At 73.3% G+C, this 20,961-nt stretch carries 18 protein-coding genes and 1 pseudogene; 15 read left to right on the top strand and 4 right to left on the bottom strand.

The genetic code is table 11. The annotated features are described in order from the left end of the window. Positions 1 to 3 precede the first annotated feature (3 nt). Positions 4 to 2,166: a primosomal protein N' gene (locus tag ACIBBD_RS30540; protein ID WP_399422794.1), complete on the top strand. Its 2,163-nt coding sequence runs from the start codon at positions 4 to 6 to the stop codon at positions 2,164 to 2,166. A 118-nt stretch (positions 2,167 to 2,284) separates the two neighbouring features. Here ACIBBD_RS30540 and ACIBBD_RS30545 read toward each other — a convergent pair whose 3' ends face one another. Beyond that, the gene (locus ACIBBD_RS30545) at positions 2,285 to 2,827 is read right to left on the bottom strand and encodes a hypothetical protein (protein ID WP_399422795.1); all 543 of its coding nucleotides are present in this window, start codon (positions 2,825 to 2,827) and stop codon (positions 2,285 to 2,287) included. A gap of 255 nt (positions 2,828 to 3,082) precedes the next feature. On the opposite strand from ACIBBD_RS30545, the gene fmt reads away from it, so the two are divergent. From fmt to ACIBBD_RS30605, 12 genes and pseudogenes are all read left to right on the top strand, one after another. After that, entirely contained in the window at positions 3,083 to 4,015 is a 933-nt protein-coding gene (gene fmt, locus ACIBBD_RS30550; protein ID WP_399422796.1) for a methionyl-tRNA formyltransferase, read from the top strand. A gap of 76 nt (positions 4,016 to 4,091) precedes the next feature. After that, positions 4,092 to 5,510 carry an RsmB/NOP family class I SAM-dependent RNA methyltransferase gene (locus ACIBBD_RS30555; RefSeq protein WP_399422797.1) on the top strand — a complete coding sequence of 473 codons (1,419 nt, stop codon included), beginning with the start codon at positions 4,092 to 4,094 and terminating at the stop codon, positions 5,508 to 5,510. A 220-nt stretch (positions 5,511 to 5,730) separates the two neighbouring features. Beyond that, the gene (gene rpe, locus ACIBBD_RS30560) at positions 5,731 to 6,417 is read left to right on the top strand and encodes a ribulose-phosphate 3-epimerase (RefSeq protein ID WP_399422798.1); all 687 of its coding nucleotides are present in this window, start codon (positions 5,731 to 5,733) and stop codon (positions 6,415 to 6,417) included. A 78-nt stretch (positions 6,418 to 6,495) separates the two neighbouring features. Then, the gene (locus ACIBBD_RS30565) at positions 6,496 to 7,539 is read left to right on the top strand and encodes a sugar-binding transcriptional regulator (RefSeq protein WP_399422799.1); all 1,044 of its coding nucleotides are present in this window, start codon (positions 6,496 to 6,498) and stop codon (positions 7,537 to 7,539) included. 170 nt (positions 7,540 to 7,709) lie between these two features. Continuing rightward, a complete protein-coding gene (locus ACIBBD_RS30570; RefSeq protein ID WP_399422800.1) occupies positions 7,710 to 8,030 on the top strand; it encodes a barstar family protein in 321 nt (106 codons plus the stop codon). A gap of 206 nt (positions 8,031 to 8,236) precedes the next feature. Beyond that, positions 8,237 to 9,679, top strand: a complete 1,443-nt coding sequence (locus ACIBBD_RS30575; protein WP_399422866.1) for a GuaB1 family IMP dehydrogenase-related protein — start codon at positions 8,237 to 8,239, stop codon at positions 9,677 to 9,679. Positions 9,680 to 9,778: 99 nt separating this feature from the next. Then, positions 9,779 to 10,308, top strand: a pseudogene (locus ACIBBD_RS30580) (GNAT family N-acetyltransferase). Between the two features lie 167 nt (positions 10,309 to 10,475). Beyond that, positions 10,476 to 11,945: an amino acid permease gene (locus tag ACIBBD_RS30585; RefSeq protein ID WP_399422801.1), complete on the top strand. Its 1,470-nt coding sequence runs from the start codon at positions 10,476 to 10,478 to the stop codon at positions 11,943 to 11,945. 10 nt (positions 11,946 to 11,955) lie between these two features. Beyond that, positions 11,956 to 12,408 carry an Lrp/AsnC family transcriptional regulator gene (locus ACIBBD_RS30590; RefSeq protein WP_276111955.1) on the top strand — a complete coding sequence of 151 codons (453 nt, stop codon included), beginning with the start codon at positions 11,956 to 11,958 and terminating at the stop codon, positions 12,406 to 12,408. 166 nt (positions 12,409 to 12,574) lie between these two features. Then, complete coding sequence (locus ACIBBD_RS30595; RefSeq protein WP_399422802.1) at positions 12,575 to 13,759, top strand: MFS transporter; 1,185 nt, start codon at positions 12,575 to 12,577, stop codon at positions 13,757 to 13,759. 268 nt (positions 13,760 to 14,027) lie between these two features. Next, positions 14,028 to 14,816, top strand: coding sequence for a carbon-nitrogen hydrolase family protein (locus tag ACIBBD_RS30600; protein ID WP_399422803.1), 789 nt, complete (start codon positions 14,028 to 14,030; stop codon positions 14,814 to 14,816). Positions 14,817 to 14,866: 50 nt separating this feature from the next. Further along, the gene (locus tag ACIBBD_RS30605; RefSeq protein WP_399422804.1) at positions 14,867 to 16,564 is read left to right on the top strand and encodes a flavin monoamine oxidase family protein; all 1,698 of its coding nucleotides are present in this window, start codon (positions 14,867 to 14,869) and stop codon (positions 16,562 to 16,564) included. 6 nt (positions 16,565 to 16,570) lie between these two features. Here the strand turns inward: ACIBBD_RS30605 and ACIBBD_RS30610 are convergent, their stop codons facing one another. Then, entirely contained in the window at positions 16,571 to 17,278 is a 708-nt protein-coding gene (locus tag ACIBBD_RS30610) for a DUF5995 family protein (protein ID WP_399422805.1), read from the bottom strand. Between the two features lie 246 nt (positions 17,279 to 17,524). Here ACIBBD_RS30610 and ACIBBD_RS30615 point away from each other — a divergent pair, with 246 nt between their 5' ends. Further along, on the top strand, positions 17,525 to 17,791 hold the full coding sequence (locus ACIBBD_RS30615) for a glycoside hydrolase family 6 protein (RefSeq protein WP_399422806.1): 267 nt from the start codon (positions 17,525 to 17,527) through the stop codon (positions 17,789 to 17,791). On the opposite strand, the gene ACIBBD_RS30620 is transcribed toward ACIBBD_RS30615, so the two are convergent. Beyond that, positions 17,749 to 19,164: a uracil-xanthine permease family protein gene (locus ACIBBD_RS30620; protein WP_399422807.1), complete on the bottom strand. Its 1,416-nt coding sequence runs from the start codon at positions 19,162 to 19,164 to the stop codon at positions 17,749 to 17,751. The two genes, ACIBBD_RS30615 and ACIBBD_RS30620, sit on opposite strands and share 43 nt — an antisense overlap. Before the next feature lie 143 nt (positions 19,165 to 19,307). Between ACIBBD_RS30620 and ACIBBD_RS30625 the strand changes: the two genes are divergently transcribed. Beyond that, a complete protein-coding gene (locus tag ACIBBD_RS30625) occupies positions 19,308 to 19,766 on the top strand; it encodes an acyl-CoA thioesterase (protein WP_399422808.1) in 459 nt (152 codons plus the stop codon). Here the strand turns inward: ACIBBD_RS30625 and ACIBBD_RS30630 are convergent. Continuing rightward, positions 19,726 to 20,937 carry an MFS transporter gene (locus tag ACIBBD_RS30630; RefSeq protein WP_399422809.1) on the bottom strand — a complete coding sequence of 404 codons (1,212 nt, stop codon included), beginning with the start codon at positions 20,935 to 20,937 and terminating at the stop codon, positions 19,726 to 19,728. The two genes, ACIBBD_RS30625 and ACIBBD_RS30630, sit on opposite strands and share 41 nt — an antisense overlap. Between the last annotated feature and the right edge of the window lie 24 nt (positions 20,938 to 20,961).

A 20,961-nucleotide genomic window follows, 5' to 3' on the forward strand; every position in this document is an offset into this window, starting at 1 on the left:
AGCGTGAGCAGCGAGAACGGGCAGGGGGACGGCGGCGGCGGGGAAGGGGCGCCGCCGGAGCAGCTCGCGCTGATTCGGGAGAGTGTGCGCAAGGCCAAGGTGCCGCGGGCCAAGCCGCGGACGTGGCGGGGGGCCGCGTTGGCCGAGGAGCTGCCGGTGGCCCGGGTGCTCGTCGACAAGGGGGTCCTGCATCTCGACCGGTACTTCGACTACGCGGTGCCCGCCGAGCTCGACGCCGACGCTCAGCCGGGGGTGCGGGTTCGGGTGCGGTTCGGGGCCGGGCGCGGCCGGGTGCGGGAGGGACGGCGTGAGGGCGGGGGACTCATCGACGGGTTCCTCATCGAGCGGCTCGCCGAGTCGGACTACTCGGGACCATTGGCCGCCCTGGCCCAGGTGGTGTCGCCCGAGCCGGTGCTGAGTCCGGAGCTGCTCGGACTGGCGCGGGCCGTCGCCGACCGGTACGCGGGGAGCCTGGCGGACGTGCTGCAGCTCGCCGTGCCCCCGCGCAACGCACGGGCCGAGCGGCGTCCCTCGCCCGCACCGCTCCCCCCGCCGCCGATGCCGGCGGTGGGGACCTGGGCGCGGTACGAGCGCGGGGACGCGTTCCTGCGTGCGCTGGCCTCGGGAGCGTCACCGCGGGCCGTGTGGAACGCGTTGCCGGGCCCCGGGTGGAGCGAGGAGGTCGCGCGGGCCGTCGCCGCGACGCTGGCCTCCGGGCGCGGGGCCCTGGTCGTCGTACCGGACGGGCGGGCCGCCGCGCGGGTGGACGCCGCGCTGACCGCGGTGCTGGGGGAGGGGCGGCACGCGCTGCTCACCGCCGACGCCGGGCCCGAGAAGCGGTACGCCGAGTGGCTCGCCGTGCGGCGGGGGGCGGTGCGGGCGGTCGTGGGGACGCGGGCCGCCATGTTCGCCCCGGTGCGTGACCTCGGGCTGGTGGCCGTCTGGGACGACGGGGACGACAGCCACAGTGAGCTGCACGCTCCGCAGCCGCACGCGCGGGATGTGCTGTTGCTGCGGGCCGCACAGGACAAGTGCGCCTTCCTGATGGGCGGGTGGAGCTGCACCGTCGAGGGTGCGCAGCTCGTGGAGAGCGGGTGGGCGCGGCCACTGGTCGCCACGCGGGAGCAGGTGCGCGGCGCGGCTCCGCTGGTGCGGACGGTGGGGGACCAGGACCTCGCACGCGACGAGGCCGCCCGGGCCGCCCGGCTGCCCACGCTCGCCTGGCAGGCGGTCCGGGAGGGGCTGCGGCACGGGCCGGTGCTCGTGCAGGTGCCGCGGCGGGGGTACGTGCCGCGGATGGCGTGCGCCGCCTGCCGGGCGCCGGCGCGTTGCCGGCACTGCGCCGGGCCGTTGGAGGCGCGGGACGGTGGAGCGCTGTGGTGCGGCTGGTGCGGTCAGGAGGAAAGCGCCTGGCACTGTCCGGAGTGCGGCGGCTTCCGGCTGCGGGCGCAGGTCGTCGGGGCGCGGCGGACCGCCGAGGAGTTGGGGCGGGCCTTTCCCGCGGTCCCGGTGCGGACGTCCGGGCGTGAGCACGTGCTGGACACCGTGCCGGGGACACCCGCGCTCGTCGTGAGCACACCGGGTGCCGAACCGGTCGCCGAGGGCGGGTACGCGGCGGCCCTGCTGCTCGACGGCTGGGCCATGCTCTCCCGGCCGGACCTGCGGGCCGGTGAGGACGCGCTGCGACGGTGGATCGCGGCCGCCTCGCTGGTACGGCCGCAAGGGTCCGGCGGGACCGTGGTCGTCGTCGCCGAGCCGACCCTGCGACCCGTGCAGGCGCTGGTGCGGTGGGATCCCGTCGGGCACGCCGTGCGGGAGCTCGCCGAGCGGGCCGAGCTGGGGTTCCCGCCGGTGTCGCGGATGGCGGCGGTGGCGGGCGCGCAGGAGGCGCTGGCCGGGTTCCTCGCCGCCGTGGAGCTGCCTCGGGAGGCCGAGGTGCTGGGGCCCGTGCCGCTGCCCGTGACCCCTGCGGGGCGGGCGCGCCGGCCGGGGGCGCCGCCCCCCGGGGAGCAGTGGGAGCGGGCGTTGATCCGGGTGCCGCCGGGCCGGGGGGCCGCGCTGGCCTCCGCGCTCAAGGCGGCGCAGGCCGCGCGGATGGCCCGGGGCGGGAGCGGGGCCGCGGGAGCGGCGGTGTGGGTGCGGATCGATCCGCCCGACATCGGGTGACGGGCCGTGGGGCGCGGGTCAGGGCCGCTGTGTGACGTCGGCTCGGGGCGTTCGGTGCCGGACGTGCGGCTGCCCTCTCGACCGCGCGCCGAGAGGGCAGGTGGGGGGCCGCCGTGGGTCAGCCGTTGCGCGGGCCGGGGAGGGCCGACGGTCTCGTCTCGTCGCGCAGGGACGGGCTGCCCGCCGTCGGCTGGGTCGGCATCGAGCGGGCGGCGGGGACCGCCGGGACCACGGGGATGCCGGTGCCCACGTTGACCGTGCGGGTGCTCGACGTCTCGGTCGTACGGTCCGTCTCGGCGGTGGCCTGGGCGGCGGCGCGGCGGGAGCCGTAACGGCGGTGGACGGCCTGCTTGGTGACGCCGAGCGCGGAGCCCACCGCGTCCCACGAGAAGCCGAGCGAGCGGTCGAAGTCGACCGCCGCGGTGACCAGGGTCTCGACGCTGTCCCGCAGCTCCTGCGCGAGGCGGACCGTGGGGGCGGGGGCGCGTCCGTAGACGACGAAGCCCGTGGACGGGCCGGAGCGGCGCGGGCGGTAGACGTTGCCCAGCTGGGCGGTCAGCGTGCGCAGTGCGTCCACCTGCCGGCGGACCCGCTCGATGTCCCGCACCAGCAAGTGCAGGCTGGCCCGGGCCTGGGCGTCGTGGGTTGCGTGGTCGGCCATGAACAAGCCTCTCGAACCGGCGTTAAGAGAAAGGGTCGGACCGCTGTGGGGAGCGGTCCTGTGTGGTCAACTCCCCTTGACCAACGCGGGTTCGCTCCGCTGGTCACGGTGTGGGGGCGTATGGGCATATGCGTACGCCCCCTGCGAGGGGCACGTGGCTCGGCCGTCGGCCCTCCGCCGCCGCCCCTCCCTTCCCTGCCCATAAACTTGTGCGTTGCCCACAGCTCATCCCGTCCGAGAGGCCCGTGCCCACCCATGAAGCTCGTCTTCGCCGGTACCCCCGAGGTCGCCGTTCCCGCTCTGGACGCCCTGATCGCCTCCGGGCGGCACGAGGTGGCCGCCGTCGTCACGCGGCCCGACGCTCCGGCGGGGCGGGGGCGCAGGCTGATCGCGTCCCCCGTGGCCCAGCGGGCCGAGGAGGCCGGGATCGAGGTCCTGAAGCCGGCCCGGCCGCGGGAGCCGGAGTTCCTGGAGCGGCTCGCGGAGATCGGACCGGACTGCTGCCCCGTCGTCGCCTACGGCGCCCTGCTGCCCAGGGTCGCCCTCGACATCCCGGCCCACGGCTGGGTCAACCTGCACTTCTCGCTGCTGCCCGCCTGGCGGGGCGCCGCCCCCGTGCAGCACGCCATCATGGCGGGCGACGAGATCACCGGTGCCTCCACCTTCCTCATCGAGGAGGGGCTGGACTCCGGGCCCGTCTACGGGACGGTCACGGAGGAGATCCGGTCCACCGACACCAGCGGGGACCTGCTGACGCGGCTCGCGTTCGCGGGCGCCGGGCTGCTCGCCGCCACCATGGACGGGATCGAGGACGGCTCGCTGAAGGCCGTACCGCAGCCGGCCGACGGTGTCTCCCTCGCTCCGAAGATCACCGTCGAGGACGCGCACGTCGACTGGCGCGCTCCGGCGCTGCGCGTCGACCGGGTGGTGCGCGGGTGCACGCCCGCTCCCGGCGCCTGGACCACCTTCCGGGGCGAGCGGCTGAAGCTGATCCAGGTCCAGCCGGTTCCCGGGCGCGACGACCTCGCTCCCGGAACGCTGGCCGTCGGCAAGAACAGCGTCCACGTCGGGACCGGGTCGTACGCCGTCGAGCTGCTGTGGGTGCAGGCGCAGGGCAAGAAGCCGATGCGGGCGGCCGACTGGGCCCGCGGGGTGCGGATCGCGGACGGCGAGCGCGTCGGGGCGTAACGCTCCTGCACGGGCCCCGGCCCGCCCGACGTAGGCTGGGCGCATCGTCCTTCCCGCAATCCGGAGCACCTTTTTCGTGAGCGATCAGCCCCGCCGTTCCCGCCCCACCGGCAAGCCCTACCGTCGGCCCAAGAAGGACCCCGTCCGCATCCTCGCCTTCGAGGCGCTGCGGGCCGTGGACGAGCGGGACGCGTACGCCAACCTCGTGCTGCCGCCGCTGCTGCGCAAGGCGCGCGAGGGCGGCGATTTCGACGGACGCGACGCGGCCCTCGCCACCGAGCTGGTGTACGGGACGCTGCGGCGGCAGGGGACGTACGACGCGATCATCGCCGCGTGTGTCGACCGGCCGCTGCGGGAGGTCGATCCTCCCGTGCTCGACGTCCTCGGGCTCGGCGCGCACCAGCTGCTCGGGACGCGGATCCCGACGCACGCGGCCGTGTCCGCCACGGTCGAGCTGGCGCGGGTGGTGCTGGGCGACGGGCGGGCCAAGTTCGTCAACGCCGTGCTGCGCAAGATCGCGCAGCACGATCTCGACGCGTGGCTCGAGAAGGTGGCGCCGCCCTACGACGACGATCCCGAGGACCATCTCGCCGTCGTGCACTCGCACCCGCGGTGGGTCGTCTCCGCGCTGTGGGACTCCCTCGGCGGCGGCCGCGCCGGCATCGAGGACCTGCTGGAGGCCGACAACGAGCGGCCCGAGGTGACCCTGGTCGCGCGGCCCGGGCGGGCCACGGTCGACGAGCTGCTGCGCGAGGAGGCGGCCGTGCCGGGGCGCTGGTCGCCGTACGCCGTACGCCTCACCGAGGGCGGCGAGCCCGGCGCCATCGACGCCGTACGGGAAGGGCGTGCGGGGGTGCAGGACGAGGGAAGCCAACTGGTGGCGCTCGCGCTGGCGAACGCGCCGCTCGACGGGCCCGACGAGAAGTGGCTCGACGGGTGCGCCGGGCCCGGGGGCAAGGCCGCGCTGCTGGCGGCCCTCGCGGCCGAGCGGGGCGCCGTGCTGCTCGCCTCGGAGAAGCAGCCGCACCGGGCCGGGCTCGTGGCCAGGGCTCTCGACGGGAACCCGGGCCCGTACCAGGTGATCGCCGCCGACGGGACGCGTCCGCCGTGGCGGCCCGGGGCCTTCGACCGTGTCCTGATGGACGTGCCCTGCACCGGGCTCGGCGCCCTGCGGCGACGGCCCGAGGCGCGGTGGCGACGCAGGCCGGAGGACCTGGACGGCTTCGCGCCGCTGCAGCGCGGACTGCTGCGGACGGCGCTGGAGTCCGTACGGGTCGGGGGCGTCGTCGGATACGCCACCTGCTCGCCCCACCTCGCCGAGACCCGGGCCGTCGTCGCCGACGCCCTCAAGCAGCACCCGGGAGCCGAGCTGATCGACGCCCGGCCGCTGCTGCCGGGCGTGCCGGGCCTCGGCGACGGCCCCGACGTCCAGCTGTGGCCGCATCTGCACGGGACGGACGCGATGTACCTGGCCGTCATCCGACGCACCGCGTGAGGTGAGCGGGCGCGGGGCCGGCCGGTCCCGGTGGAAGTCCGGGGAACCGGCCGGTCGGCGCGGTGCCCCGGGGCAGCCGCCGCCCCGCCCCTCCACCGTGCCGCTGACCAGGGGCGCGGGGAAGGGCGCGACCACCCGCACCCGACCGGCAGCCCAAGCGCCCACCGTGCCTCATGGGTCCGCCGTTCCGGCGCGGCGCAGCGCATGGCAGGCTTGGGGCATGGCCGCGCAGATCAACCCCAGCATCCTGTCCGCCGACTTCGCCCGCCTCGCGGACGAGGCACAGGCGGTCGCGGGAGCCGACTGGCTCCACGTCGACGTCATGGACAACCATTTCGTCCCGAACCTCACGCTCGGCGTGCCGGTCGTGGAGTCGTTGGCCCGTGCGACGGACACCCCGCTGGACTGCCACCTGATGATCGAGGACCCCGATCGGTGGGCCCCGCAGTACGTCGAGGCGGGTGCCTCGTCCGTCACCTTCCATGTCGAGGCCGCCGCCGCGCCGGTGCGACTCGCCCGCGAGATCCGCGCCAAGGGTGCCCGCGCCTCCATGGCGCTCAAGCCCGCGACGCCGATCGAGCCGTTCGAGGACCTGCTGCCCGAGCTCGACATGCTGCTGATCATGACGGTCGAGCCGGGCTTCGGGGGTCAGGCGTTTCTCGACATCATGCTTCCCAAGATCCGCCGCACCCGTGAGCTGATCGGCAAGCACGGCCTCCAGCTGTGGCTCCAGGTGGACGGCGGTGTCTCGGCCTCGACGATCGAGCGGTGCGCCGACGCGGGCGCCGACGTCTTCGTGGCCGGATCGGCGGTGTACGGGGCCGAGGACCCGGCCGAGGCGGTCCGCGCCCTGCGCGCACAGGCGGAGGCGGCCACCGCCAAGGCGTCGTGGGCATGCGACCACTGAGCCACAGCTACGTGAACGGCTCTCATCAGGGCTGATCGACCGCGCCGGATCTGCGAGGATGAACGGCGAATCCAGAGTGTGAACAGCAGTGAGGAGATCGCCGTGTCGGGTATGTCGGCGGGCCGGTCAGCCATGCGGATGGGACCCGCTGAGCTGGTGCAGGCGGCGGCCATGGCCCGCCGCTTCTACCTCGAGGGCAAGTCCAAGATCCAGATCGCGGAGGAGTTCGGCGTCAGCCGCTTCAAGGTGGCCCGGGTCCTGGAAACCGCTCTCGAACGGGATCTCGTACGCATCGAGATCCGCGTGCCGGCCGAACTGGACGCCGAGCGCTCCGACGCGCTCCGCGCCCGCTACGGCCTCAGGCACGCCGTCGTGGTCGAGTCCCCGGCCGATGTCGAGGAGTCGCCCGATCCCGAGAACCTGGGGGAAGTGGCCGCCGACCTGCTCGGCGAGCTGGTCAACGAGGGGGACGTCCTGGGCCTGGCCTGGGGCAGGTCCACGATCCACATGGCGGCGGCGCTGGACCGGCTGCCGCCGTGCACGGTGGTGCAGCTGACGGGCGTGTACGACGCCGGGACCGCCGAGCGCGGCTCGGTCGAGGCCGTCCGCCGCGCCGCCCAGGTGTCCGGCGGCGACGCGCACCCCATCTACGCGCCGATGCTGCTGCCGGACGCGGCCACTGCGGCCGCGCTGCGCCACCAGACCGGGATCGCCCGGGCCTTCGAGTACTTCGACAAGGTCACGGTCGCCTGCGTCTCCATCGGCTCCTGGGAGCCGGGCATCTCGACGGTGCACGACATGCTCAGCGACGAGGAGCGGGGGCACTACGCCTCGCTCGGCGTCGCCGCCGAGATGTCCGCGCACCTCTTCGACGCCGAGGGCCGCCGGGTCGGGCGCGACCTGGGCGAGCGGTGCATCACGGTCAAGGCCGACCAGCTCCGCCGTATCCCCGAGGTCGTCGCGATCGCGGGCGGGCAGCGGAAGGCGGCCGCGATCGACGCGGTGCTGAGGTCCGGGCTCGTCACCAGCCTGGTGACGGACACCTCGGCCGCCGACTACCTGATGACGGCCGGGCCGACGCCGAAGCCGGCGCTCAACCGGTCCGACCCGGACGGTGTCTGACGGAACGTCACACATGGGCGGGCCGTGGCGGGCAGACCGTCACGGCGCGCCCCCTGTGTGTCATGTGCATGTAGTCCGGCTGGACGGTGCGCCGACCGTCACGTCGGCATCGTCCCGTCGGTGAGGGCCACTGTCTCCCGACGATCACTACGACGCAGGGCGGTACTGAGATGACGGAGTTCGTCGTCACGCTGGACCTCGGCGGGGTCACGGACAAGGCAGGCCTGATGGACCGCGCCGCCCGCGCCCTGGAGCTGCCCGACTGGTTCGGGCGCAACTGGGACGCGCTCGCCGACTGCCTCTCCGACCCGGGCGTGTGGCCCGCGGCGGCGGCAGGCCGCGGCCTGCTGGTCGTCGTACGGGGCTGGCGGCCGTACGCCGAGGCGCGGCCGCGGGAATGGGCACTCGCCCAGCAGGTGTTCGCGCAGGCCGTGGACGAGACGCCGGAGTTGTCCGTGGCGCTCGCCCTCGGCGGCGGTACGGGCGCCTGACGCCGGGCTCGCCCCCGGCGGGGGTACGGGCGCCTGGCGCCGGTCCGGGAACACCCCCTTGGAGGTTCCTCCGAGCCGCCCCCTGACCAGCCTGGATGAATCTCCCGGGCAGGGCATCGGGGCCTTCATGGGACACTGAAGTACGTGCTTTTCCCCCTGGCTGACCTGTCCGGGGGTCACCTCTGATCGACTGGGATGTGCAGCACGTGCGTTTCCTCAACGACATCCAGCCCGCCTACGACCTCACCTACGACGACGTCTTCATGGTGCCGAGCCGCAGCGCGGTCGGATCTCGTCAGGGCGTGGACCTCGCCTCCCCGGACGGCACGGGCACCACGATCCCGCTGGTCGTCGCCAACATGACCGCCGTCGCCGGCCGCCGGATGGCCGAGACCGTGGCCCGGCGCGGCGGGCTCGTGGTGATCCCGCAGGACATCCCGATCGACGTCGTCACCGACGTCATCTCCTGGGTGAAGAGCCGCCACCTGGTGCTGGACACCCCGATCGTGCTCTCCCCGCACCAGACCGTCGCCGACGCGCTGGCCCTGCTGCCCAAGCGCGCGCACAACGCCGGTGTCGTCGTGGACGAGGACTGCCGGCCCGTCGGTGTCGTCACCGACACCGACCTCAGCGGTGTCGACCGCTTCACGCAGCTCGAAGTGGTCATGTCCAAGGACCTGCTGCTGCTCGACGCGGACATCGATCCGCGCGAGGCCTTCAACACCCTCGACCACCACAACCGGCGCTACGCCCCCGCCGTCGACTCGGAGGGCAAGCTCGCCGGCATCCTCACCCGCAAGGGCGCCCTGCGCGCCACCCTGTACACGCCGGCCACCGACGCGCGGGGCCGGCTGCGGATCGCCGCCGCCGTCGGGATCAACGGCGACTTCGCGGACAAGGCCAAGCTGCTGCTCGACGCGGGCGTCGACACGCTCGTCATCGACACGGCCCACGGCCACCAGGAGTCGATGATCAACGCGATCAAGCTGGTCCGTGACCTCGACCCGCAGATCCCGATCGCCGCCGGCAACATCGTTTCCGCCGAGGGCGTCAAGGACCTCGTCGACGCGGGCGCCGACATCATCAAGGTCGGCGTCGGCCCCGGCGCCATGTGCACCACCCGCATGATGACCGGTGTGGGCCGGCCGCAGTTCTCCGCCGTCCTGGAGTGCGCCGCCGAGGCGAGGAAGTACGGCAAGCACGTGTGGGCCGACGGCGGTGTCCGTCACCCGCGCGACGTCGCGATGGCCCTGGCGGCCGGCGCCTCCAACGTGATGATCGGCTCGTGGTTCGCGGGCACGTACGAGTCGCCGGGCGACCTCCACCAGGACGCGAGCGGCCGGCTCTACAAGGAGTCGTTCGGCATGGCGTCCGCGCGCGCCGTGCGCAACCGCACGGCCGAGGAGTCGGCGTACGACCGTGCCCGCAAGGCGCTGTTCGAGGAGGGCATCTCCACCTCCCGGATGTTCCTCGACCCGGCCCGCCCGGGTGTCGAGGACCTGATCGACTCGATCATCGCGGGCGTCCGCTCCTCCTGCACCTACGCCGGCGCCGCCTCCCTGGAGGAGTTCGCCGAGAAGGCCATCGTCGGCGTCCAGAGCGCCGCCGGCTACGCCGAGGGCAAGCCGCTGCACGCCAGCTGGAGCTGACCCACCTCCCTGGCGCACGGCCCCCGTCGACCCGGACTGCCCGGGAAAACCGGGGGCCGTTCCCGTACCCGGACGGCTACGGTCGCGCGCAGGGACACCATGGAGATCACTGTCTGCCGGGCCGCCGACCTCCCGCTCCTCGACCGGCACATCGGCTCGCCGGGGGCCACGTCCTTCCACGCCCGCCGGTTCGTCCGCCAGGGCGGGGCGAGAGCACGTACCTGGTCGCCTGGCCGGACGGGCGGCCCGTCGGGCACGCGGAGACGCGCTGGACCGGCTGCGACGCCCCGGAGGTACGTCTGCCGCGCCGCGCGCCTCGGCCGCTCACGGGGCATCGGCACGGCCCTCTGCCACGCCGCCGAGGAACCGGCCGGGAGCGGGGCGCCACCGTCGTCGGCCTCGGCGTCGCGAAGGACAGCCCGCGCGCTGCCGCTCTCTACGCCCGGCTCGGGTACCGGCCCCTGATCGACCACGTCGACCGATGGTCGTACGAGGACACCGACGGCACGACCCGCGCGTGCGTCGACCCCTGCACGTTCCTCGTCAGGGACCTGCGCCGACCAGCTGCCGCGCAACGGTCGAAAGCCCTTGCGCAACGATTGCCCGGCCCTCCGCGAGGAACGCAATGATCGTGCGGTGACGCGCAAGGTTGCTGCATTACAACGGCAACGCTCCTCCTCGTAGGGTCATGCGCTGTACGTGGCGTGGCGAGGACCCCGCTCGATGGGTTCCTGCCCGCGCAGGTCTGCCCGCCGGTCCCCGCCGCCCCGATCGGCAGCGACGAAGGAGTCAGCGCGTGCTCGACCAAGGCGCACCCCCGCAACAGCGCAGCAAGACCGCCCCCGCGTCCCCGGGGCCGGTCGCGCGCCTCATGCGGCGCAAGCCCGTGGAACGCCTGGTCGCCGAGGGTGGCCAGGGCGAGGGAGGCTCGCTCAGGCGCTCCCTTGGGCTGTGGCAGCTCACCATGATCAGCATCGGCGCGACGCTCGGTACGGGCATCTTCGTCGTCCTCGGCGACGCCGTCCCCGAGGCCGGTCCCGCGGTCACCCTCGCCTTCGTGATCGCCGGTCTCACGGCGCTGTTCTCGGCCCTGTCCTACGCCGAGCTGGCGGGCAGCATCCCCGTCGCGGGCTCCTCCTACTCGTACGCGTACGCAACCATGGGCGAACTCGTCGCCTGGGTCTGCGGCTGGTGCCTGGTGTTGGAGTACGGCGTGTCGGTGGCCGCCGTCGCCGTCGGCTGGGGCGAATACCTCAACGAGCTGCTCGGCGGGACCATCGGGGTCACCATCCCGGACGCGCTGTCCTCGGCGCCGGGGGAGGGCGGGATCGTCAACCTGCCCGCCCTGATCGTCGTCCTGCTGGCGATGGTGTTCCTGCTCGGCGGGGTGCGGGAGTCCGCGCGCGCCAACACCATCATGGTCGCGGTGAAGATCGCCGCGCTGGTGCTGTTCTGCGCGGTCGGCTTCATGGGCTTCAAGTCCGGCAACTACGCCGACTTCATGCCGCTCGGCATGGCCGGCGTGAGCGCCGCCGGAGCCACGCTGTTCTTCTCCTACATCGGGTTCGACGCCGCCTCCACCGCGGGCGAGGAGGCGAAGGATCCCAAGCGTGACCTGCCGCGGGCGATCATGCTGTCGCTGATCATCGTGACCGCGCTGTACGTGCTCGTCGCGGCCGTCGCCGTCGGCGCCTGGCACTGGACGGAGTTCGAGGGCTCGGAGGCCTCCCTCGCCGCGATCATGAACGACGTCAGCGGTCAGACCTTCTGGGGCACCCTGCTCGCGCTCGGCGCCGTCATCTCCATCGCGAGCGTGGTGCTCACCGTGCTCTACGGCCAGACCCGCATCCTCTTCGCGATGTCCCGCGACGGCCTGGTGCCCAAGGCGCTCGGCAAGGTCGACCCGAAGACCGGCGCGCCCCGCCTCAACACGGTCGTCGTGTCGCTCTTCTGCGGCGTCCTCGCCGCCGTGATCCCGCTGGGCAAGCTCGTCGACGCCACCAGCATCGGCACGCTGTTCGCCTTCGCCCTGGTCAACGTCGCGGTGATCATCCTGCGCTACCGGCGCCCGGAGCTGGAGCGCACCTTCAAGGTGCCGTTCGGCCCGGTCCTGCCGCTCCTCGGCTTCGCCTTCTGCGCCTACAACATGTTCAGCCTCGACACCGTGACCTGGGTCGTCTTCGGGTTCTGGATGGCCGCCGGTCTCGTGTTCTACTTCCTCTACGGCTATCGCCGTTCCCGTCTCGCCACGCCAGAAGTGAAGTGAACCACCCTCCGTGCTGAACGATCTCGACGAACGCATCGTGCACGCCCTCGCCGAGGACGCCCGCCGCTCCTACGCGGACATCGGGCAGCTCGTCGGCCTCTCCGCGCCCGCCGTGAAACGGCGCGTGGACCGGCTGCGCGCCACCGGAGCCATCACCGGTTTCACCGTGCGCGTCGACCCGGCGGCCCTCGGCTGGGAGACCGAGGGGTTCGTCGAGATCTACTGCCGGCGCAACACCTCGCCGGAGACCATCCAGCGAGGCCTGGAGCGTTACCAGGAGGTCGTGGCCGCCTCCACCGTCACCGGGGAGGCGGACGCGGTCGCCCAGGTCTTCGCCGCCGACATGCGCCACTTCGAGCGCGTGCTGGAGCGCATCGCGGGGGAGCCGTTCGTGGAGCGGACGAAGTCCGTGCTGGTGCTCTCCCCGCTGCTGCGCCGGTTCTCGTCCGGATCACCCACCTGAGCCGGTGAGCCTGCGGGCCGCCCGCGCAAAACGGTGGTGACCCGTACGGGGACGGGTCTACGCTCGGTCCCATGACCTGGCGACATTGATCCACCAGCCGTGCCTCCCGAGGGCCGCCTCGGACGCCGTACCCCCGGTGTCCGAACTGTCCCTGCGGGAAGGCCTCATGACTCTCTCACCTGCGCGCTTGCCCGTCGGCGCCCGTGACGTACGACGGCTCACGCTCACGCTGTACGGCTACTCGTTCCTCGACGAGTTCGTCCTGCTCTACCCGGTGTACGCGCTGCTGTTCGCGGACACCGGTCTGTCCGTCTGGCAGATGTCGTCGCTGTTCGTCCTGTGGTCGGCGACCGGCGTCCTGCTGGAGGTCCCCTCCGGCGCCTGGGCGGACGCCGTCTCCCGGCGGCTGCTGCTGTGGCTCGGCCCGCTGCTGGGCGCGGCCGGCTTCGCCCTGTGGGTGCTCGTCCCGTCGTACTGGGCCTTCGCCGCCGGCTTCGTCCTGTGGGGCGCCCGGGGCGCGCTGGGCTCCGGTGCGCTGGAGGCGCTCGTCTACGAGGAGCTGGAGCGGCTCGGCGCGGCGGACCGCTACGCCCGGGTCATGGGCCGTGCCCACGCGGCCGGACAGGTCGCCACCACGGCGGCCATGACCGTGGCCGGACCGGTGTTCGCGGTGTACGGGTACCCGGCGGTCGGCGCGGCCAGCGTGCTCGCCTGCCTGCTCACCGCCGCCGTCGCGACCCGCTTCCCGGAACACCGGGCCGCCGCTCCCGGCAGCGAGCACTGGGCCGCGACCCTGCGGTCCGGTCTCGCCGAAGCCCGCCGGGACCGCTCCGTCCGCGGCGCGCTGCTGCTGGTCCCCGCCGTCGCCGCGGTCTTCGGCGCCCTCGACGAGTACACCCCCCTGCTGGCCCGGGACACCGGCGTACCGGACGTGGCCGTGCCCTACCTGCTCGTGCTGGTCTGGGGCGGCGTCACGGCCGGAAGCCTCCTGGCCGGCCCCGCCGAACGGCTCGGCCGCAACGGCGTCGCCGCGGTGCTGTCGGTCTCCGCGCTAGCGCTCGCCGTCGGCGCGACCGCCGGGACACCGGCCGGCTTCGCCCTCGTGGCCGTCGCCTTCGGCGGCTTCCAGCTGGCGACCGTGCTGGCCGACGTCCGGTTGCAGCAGCGCATCGAGGGCACCGGGCGGGCCACCCTCACCTCGGTCGCGGGCCTGGGCACCGAGCTGGCCACCATCGCCGTGTACGGCACCTACGCGGTCCTCGCCTCCACGGGCGGCCACGGCACCGCGTTCGCGCTGTTCGCCGTGCCGTACCTGGTGACGGCGCTGGTGCTGTACCGGCGCCGCGGGTGAGGGTGGGCGCGGCCGGGTGGGGGTGCCCGCGGCCGAGTGAGGAGTGCGCGTTGGCCGGAACGGTGTACGTGGCCGGTGAGGGGTGCGTGCGGCCGGGTGAGGGGCCTGCGCCGCCCATGAGGGGCGCGCAACGAATCGCCGCCGTGCCCGGCACCGACGCAACGAACCGCTCACCAGCGCGCAACGGCTTCTCCTTGTCCGCCCTGGCCGGCCGCCCGTACCGTCTACGTGACCCCCCGAAACCCCCTCGTACCGGTGAGGAACACGCATGCGCACCGCCCTGCTCCAGAGCTCCGGCCGCCCCGGTCAGGTCGTCGAGAACCTCAAGGTCCTCGACGAGGCCGCGGGCCGGGCCGCCGCCGCGGGTGCCGGGCTGCTCGTCGCGCCGGAGATGTTCCTCACCGGGTACGCGATCGGCGACGACATCGCCCTTCTCGCGGAGCCCGCCGACGGGGAGGCCGCCGACGCGGCGGCGGAGATCGCCACCCGGCACGGCCTGGCGCTCGCGTACGGCTACCCGGAGCGCGACGGCGGGACGGTGTACAACTCCGCCCAGCTGATCTCCGCCGACGGCACCCGCCTCGCGAACTACCGCAAGACCCACCTCTTCGGCTGTTTCGAGCGCGACCACTTCACGCCCGGCGCGCAGCCGGTCGTCCAGGCCGAGCTGAACGGCCTGACCGTCGGCCTGATGATCTGCTACGACGTCGAGTTCCCGGAGAACGTCCGCGCCCACGCCCTGGCCGGCACGGACCTCCTGGTGGTACCGACGGCGCAGATGCACCCCTTCCAGTTCGTCGCCGAGTCGGTGATCCCGGTGCGCGCCTTCGAGAACCAGATGTACGTCGCGTACGTCAACCGGGCGGGTACGGAAGGGGAGTTCGAGTTCGTCGGGCTCTCCACGCTGGCCGGGCCCGACGGCGTCGCCCGCGCCCGCGCCGGACGCGGCGAGGAGCTGGTGTTCGCCGACGCCGACCCCGTCCTGCTGGCCGCCTCCCGCGAGGCGAACCCGTATCTGCACGACCGCCGCCCCGGCCTCTACGGGTCCCTCGTCTGAGCCCTCGCAAGCCTCCCCCCAGTTCTTTTCGCGCAAGGAGTCCGTACCCCATGACGTCCACGGTGCCCAACGCCGTCGAGCACGCAGACGAGCAGCAGCCGCCGATCACCATGTTCGGCCCGGACTTCCCGTACGCGTACGACGACTTCCTCGCCCACCCGGCGGGCCTCGGCCAGATACCGGCGACCGAGCACGGCACCGAGGTCGCGGTCATCGGCGGCGGCCTGTCCGGCATCGTGGCCGCGTACGAGCTGATGAAGATGGGCCTCAAGCCCGTCGTGTACGAGGCCGACCGAATCGGCGGCCGTCTGCGCACCGTCGGCTTCGAGGGGTGCGACCCGTCGCTGACCGCGGAGATGGGCGCGATGCGCTTCCCGCCGTCCTCCACGGCGCTGCAGCACTACATCGACCTGGTGGGGCTGGAGACCCGGCCCTTCCCCAACCCCCTCGCCGAGGCGACCCCGTCGACCGTCGTCGACCTCAAGGGCGAGTCGCACTACGCCGAGACGATCGACGACCTGCCGCAGGTCTACCGGGACGTCGCCCAGGCGTGGAACCGGTGCCTCGAAGAGGGCGCCGACTTCTCGGACATGAACCGCGCGATGCGCGAGCGGGACGTGCCGCGCATCCGCGAGATCTGGGCGAAGCTCGTCGAGAAGCTCGACAACCAGACCTTCTACGGCTTCCTCTGCGACTCCGAGGCCTTCAGGTCCTTCCGGCACCGCGAGATCTTCGGCCAGGTCGGCTTCGGCACGGGCGGCTGGGACACCGACTTCCCCAACTCCATCCTGGAGATCCTCCGCGTCGTCTACACCGAGGCCGACGACCACCACCGCGGTATCGTCGGCGGCTCCCAGCAGCTGCCGCTGCGCCTGTGGGAGCGCGAGCCGGAGAAGATCGTCCACTGGCCCCACGGCACCTCGCTGGCGAGCCTGCACGAGGGCGGCGAGCCCCGCCCGGCCGTGACCCGGCTGCACCGCACCGCCGGCAACCGGATCACGGTGACGGACGCGAACGGCGACATCCGCACCTACGAGGCGGCCGTCTTCACGGCCCAGTCGTGGATGCTGCTGTCGAAGATCGCCTGCGACGACTCGCTCTTCCCGATCGACCACTGGACGGCGATCGAGCGCACCCACTACATGGAGTCCAGCAAGCTCTTCGTCCCGGTCGACCGGCCGTTCTGGCTTGACAAGGACGAGGAGACCGGGCGGGACGTCATGTCGATGACGCTCACCGACCGCATGACCCGCGGTACCTACCTCCTCGACGACGGCCCCGACAAGCCGGCCGTCATCTGCCTCTCCTACACCTGGTGCGACGACAGCCTGAAGTGGCTGCCGCTGTCCGCGAACGAGCGGATGGAGGTCATGCTGAAGTCGCTCGGCGAGATCTATCCGAAGGTCGACATCAGGAAGCACATCATCGGCAACCCGGTGACGGTCTCCTGGGAGAACGAGCCCTACTTCATGGGCGCGTTCAAGGCCAACCTGCCCGGCCACTACCGCTACCAGCGGCGCCTGTTCACCCACTTCATGCAGGACCGCCTGCCCGAGGACAAGCGGGGCATCTTCCTCGCCGGCGACGACATCTCCTGGACGGCCGGCTGGGCCGAGGGCGCCGTCCAGACCGCGCTGAACGCGGTCTGGGGGGTCATGCACCACTTCGGCGGCGCGACGGACGCGTCCAACCCGGGCCCGGGCGACGTGTACGACGAGATCGCGCCGGTGGAACTGCCGGAGGACTGACGGCGGTCACCGCGGCAGCGGGGTCAGCAGCATGCGGCCCGCGAAGCCGACCGCCGCGTCCAGACGGGTGGTGAACTCCTCGGCGAGGTCCGGGAGTCCGCGCAGCGCCCACAGGGCGCGGGCGGCGGACCAGGTGGCGTCGCGGGCGCGCTCCAGGCTCCAGGAGCCGAGGAGATGGGTGAGCGGATCGGCGATCTGGAGCAGGTCGGGTCCCGGCATCAGCTCCTCGCGGATGCGTTCCTCCAGTGCGACGAGGAGGTCGCCCACACGGTCGAACTCGTCCTCCAGGTCGGCCGGTTCGCAGCCGAGGCCGCGACAGGCGTCCACCACGGCGAGGGCGAGGTCGTGCCCGATGTGCGCGTTGATGCCCGTGAGCGCGAACTGCAGCGGTCGTACGCCGGGATGGCGGCGGAACTGGAACAGCGGGCGCCAGCAGGCCGGCGGGCGGCGGTCGGACGCCGCCGCGTCCACCGCGGCGAGGTAGCGCTCGGCGAACCGCACGTCCAGGGTGATCGCGGCCCGCGCGTCCGGGAACCGGCCCGCCTCGATGCGCCGGTCCACCTCCTCCGTGACGGCGAGGTAGACACGGTTGAAGACCGCGACCCCGTCCCGGGGCGGCAGAGTCGCGTCGAGGGCGCGCAGCCGGGAGAGCACCGCGTCGAGGGGGAGGCCGGGAGGGTCCAGGGGAGGGGCGAACTGTTCCACGTGGGGCATGGGGGAAGGGTCGCAGCCCTGGACCGGGCCGCGGGGCGACGGACCCGGCGCTTCCCCGGAACGGGGTAACGCCTCCGTCGCGCCGGAGGGGGAACGACGGGGTGCGAGGCTCACGCGAGCGGCGGAACCGGCCGGTGGAGCACCCGCAACAGGCCGGAGCCGCCTCGGCCGCCTCCGCCGGCGTCCTCGGCGAGGTCTGCGACTTCCGCCGCGCGGCCGACGGGATCGCCTGCGACCGGCGGCTCCTTGGACGCCCTCGGCGGACCGTCGCACCGGGGTGCCGTCATCGGCACCGCCCGCAACGGCGACGGCCCGCCCGCCGAAGGCCAGTGGTGCGACCCCGACGGGCGGGGACCGGCCGGGCCCCCACCCGCACCACCGGTCCGTGTCGACGCCTGTCCGTGGTGGAAGCCGCCCGGCGAGTCCGACGGCCGCAAGGGAGCGGCGGGCACCCTCAGCCCGTCGTACGCCTATGAACGCGCCCGCGGCTCCGTCTCACGGTCTCCCTGGTGATCCTGCGTGTCGTAGGACGACGTGCCTTCGTCCAGCAGGGGCTGCTGGGTCTTGAGGTGGGCCGGGGCGAAGGCGCGCAGGGCGTGGTAGCCGGTGATGACGACCAGGGTGCCGAGGGCGATGCCGCTGAGGGAGAAGGTGTCGGTGAACTCCATGGTGACGTTGCCGACGCCGATGATGATGCCCGCGGCGGCCGGCACCAGGTTCAGCGGGTTGCGCAGGTCGACCTCGGCGTTGATCCAGATCTGGGCGCCGAGCAGGCCGATCATGCCGTAGAGGATGACGGTGATGCCGCCGAGGACGCCGCCCGGGATCGCGGCCACCACAGCGCCGAACTTGGGGCACAGGCCGAAGAGCAGTGCGAAGCCGGCGGCGGCCCAGTAGGCGGCCGTGGAGTAGACGCGGGTCGCGGCCATCACGCCGATGTTCTCGGAGTACGTGGTGTTGGGCGGGCCGCCCACCGCGGTGGAGAGCACCGAGCCCAGGCCGTCGGCGGAGATCGCCGTGCCGAGCCTGTCGTCGAGCCGGTCGCCGGTCATCTCGCCGACCGCCTTGACGTGCCCCGCGTTCTCCGCGACCAGCGCGATGACGACGGGCAGCGCGACGAGGATCGCCGACCACTCGAAGGACGGGCCGTGGAAGGAGGGCAGCCCGATCCAGTCGGCCTGGCCGACGGCGGAGAGGTCCAGCCGCCAGTGGTCGGTGACCTTGCCGCTCGCGTCCGCCGAGTGGATCCGGCCGAAGATCCGGTCGAACGCCCAGGAGACCCCGTACCCGAGGACCAGGCCCAGGAAGATCGCGATGCGGGACCAGAAACCGCGCAGGCAGACCACCGCCAGACCGGTGAACAGCATGACCAGCAGGGCCGTCCACTGGTCCTGCGGCCAGTAGGTGGCGGCGGTGACCGGGGCGAGGTTGAAGCCGATCAGCATCACGACCGCGCCCGTCACGACCGGCGGCATCACGGCGTGGATGATCCGCGCGCCGAAGCGCTGCACGGCCAGCCCCACCAGGAACAGTGCCACGCCCACGACGAGGACCGCTCCGGTGACCGTGGCGCTCGTGCCGCCCTGCGCGCGGATGACGGCGGCGACGCCGACGAAGGAGAGGGAGCAGCCGAGGTAGCTGGGGACCCGGCCGCGGGTCGCGAGCAGGAAGATGACGGTCGCGACACCCGACATCATGATGGCCAGGTTGGGGTCCAGGCCCATCAGGACGGGCGCCACGAAACTCGCCCCGAACATGGCCACCACGTGCTGGGCGCCGAGCCCGACCGTGCGGGGCCAGGAGAGCCGCTCGTCGGGGCGGACCACCGCGCCGGGCGCCGGGGTGCGTCCGTCGCCGTGCAGTTTCCAGCGGACGCCAAGATCCATGGTGCGGTTTCGCTTTCGTTCGTACGTGCGGTGTCCGGCCCATTCTCGCGTGAAAAGAGAGGGTGAGCGACCGCTTAGGATAGGGACGGTTGTGCAGTACACCTGTCCGAGTACCTCGTCCCCGCACCTCAGGAGCCCCACCCGTGACCGCCGAAGCCCCGACCGCTCCCGCCCTGTCGTACGGCCGGCTCGTCCCCGTCACCGTCCACTTCGACGACCTCGACGCGCTCGGACTGCTGCACAACGCCCGCTACCCGCTGATGGTCGAGCGCGCCTGGAGCGAGCTGTGGCAGGGACACGGGGTCCGCTTCGAGGGCGACTGGGCGGCGGCCGGTGACGCCTGCAACGCCGTGAAGGAACTGCGCATCACCTACGAGGCCCCGGTCACCAAGCCGGGCGCGTACGCCGTCCACCTGTGGCTGGAGCGGCTCGGCACCACCGGTCTGACGTACGGCTTCCGGTTCTGCTCGGCCGACGGCGCGGTCACCTACGCGCGGGGCACCCGGGTCCTCGTCCGGCTGGACGCGGCGACCATGCGCCCCGCGCCGTGGAGCGAGACGCTCAGGTCCGCGGGCCGGGAACTGCTTCGCCCGGCCGGCTGACCCGGGGCCGGTCGCGGTCGCCCGAGCGCAGCACCCCCGCGAACGCCACCAGCCCGCAGGCCAGCAGCGTCACCAGCCCGAACGACACCGTCAGACTGGTCGCCTGGGCCAGACCGCCGATGGCGCTCGGCGCGATCAGGCCGGAGGTGTACGTGATGGTCGCGACGCCCGCGATGGCCTGGCTCGGGTTGGGGCCGCTGCGGCCCGCCGCGGCGAAGCAGAGCGGGACCACGACGGCGATCCCCAGCCCCATGAGCGCGAACCCGCCCATCGCCGTCGCGGGACGATCCGCCACGACGATCAGCAGACCGCCGAGCACGGCGAGGACGCCGCTCGTGCGGACCGTCCGTACGGAGCCGAAGCGGTCCACCACCTTGTCGCCGACGATCCGTGCGATCGCCATGGTGAGTGTGAAACCGGTCGTGCACGCGGCGGCGAGCCCCGCCGAGGAGTCGAGCCGGTCGCGCAGATAGACCGCCGACCAGTCCAGACTCGCGCCCTCCGCGAACACCGCGCAGAAGCCGACGGCGCCGATGAGCAGCGCCGACCTGGGTGGCAGGGCGAACCGAGGGGGCGGCTCCTCGTCCTCGGCGGGCTGCAGGTCGAGGACCCAGGCGCACGCTGCCACCCCCACCACGGTCAGCACCGCGGCCGCCAGGAGGTGGTGCAGCCGGGCGTCCGTGCCCAGGTGCGCGGCGAGGGTCCCGCCGGCCGAGCCGATCAGGGCACCCGCGCTCCACATGCCGTGCAGGCCGGACATGATCGACCGGCCGAGCCGGTTCTCGACCTCCACGCCGAGCGCGTTCATCGCCACGTCCGCCATGCCCGCCGTGGCGCCGAAGACGAACAGGGCCAGGCAGAGCGTCAGCAGGTTCGGGGCGAGGGAGGGCAGGACCAGGGCCAGCGTCCACAGGGCGATCAGGCCGCGCAGGGCGTTCCGGGCGCCGAACCGGTGGCTGATCCGGCCCGCGACGGGCATCGCGACCGACGCGCCGAGCGCGGGGAAGGCGAGGGCGAGCCCCAACTGCCCGGCGCTGACCGAGGCGTGGTCCTGGACCCAGGGAACCCGGGTGGCGAACGAGCCGGCGACCGCCCCGTGCGCGGTGAACACGGCGGCCACGGCGTACCGGGCGCGCCGCAGGTCCGACGGCGCGCAGGCCACTTCGCTCATTCTCCGTCCCCTCCAGCCGATACC

The sequence above is a fragment of the Streptomyces sp. NPDC051315 genome, assembly GCF_044455165.1.
Taxonomy (GTDB): Bacteria; Actinomycetota; Actinomycetes; order Streptomycetales; family Streptomycetaceae; genus Streptomyces.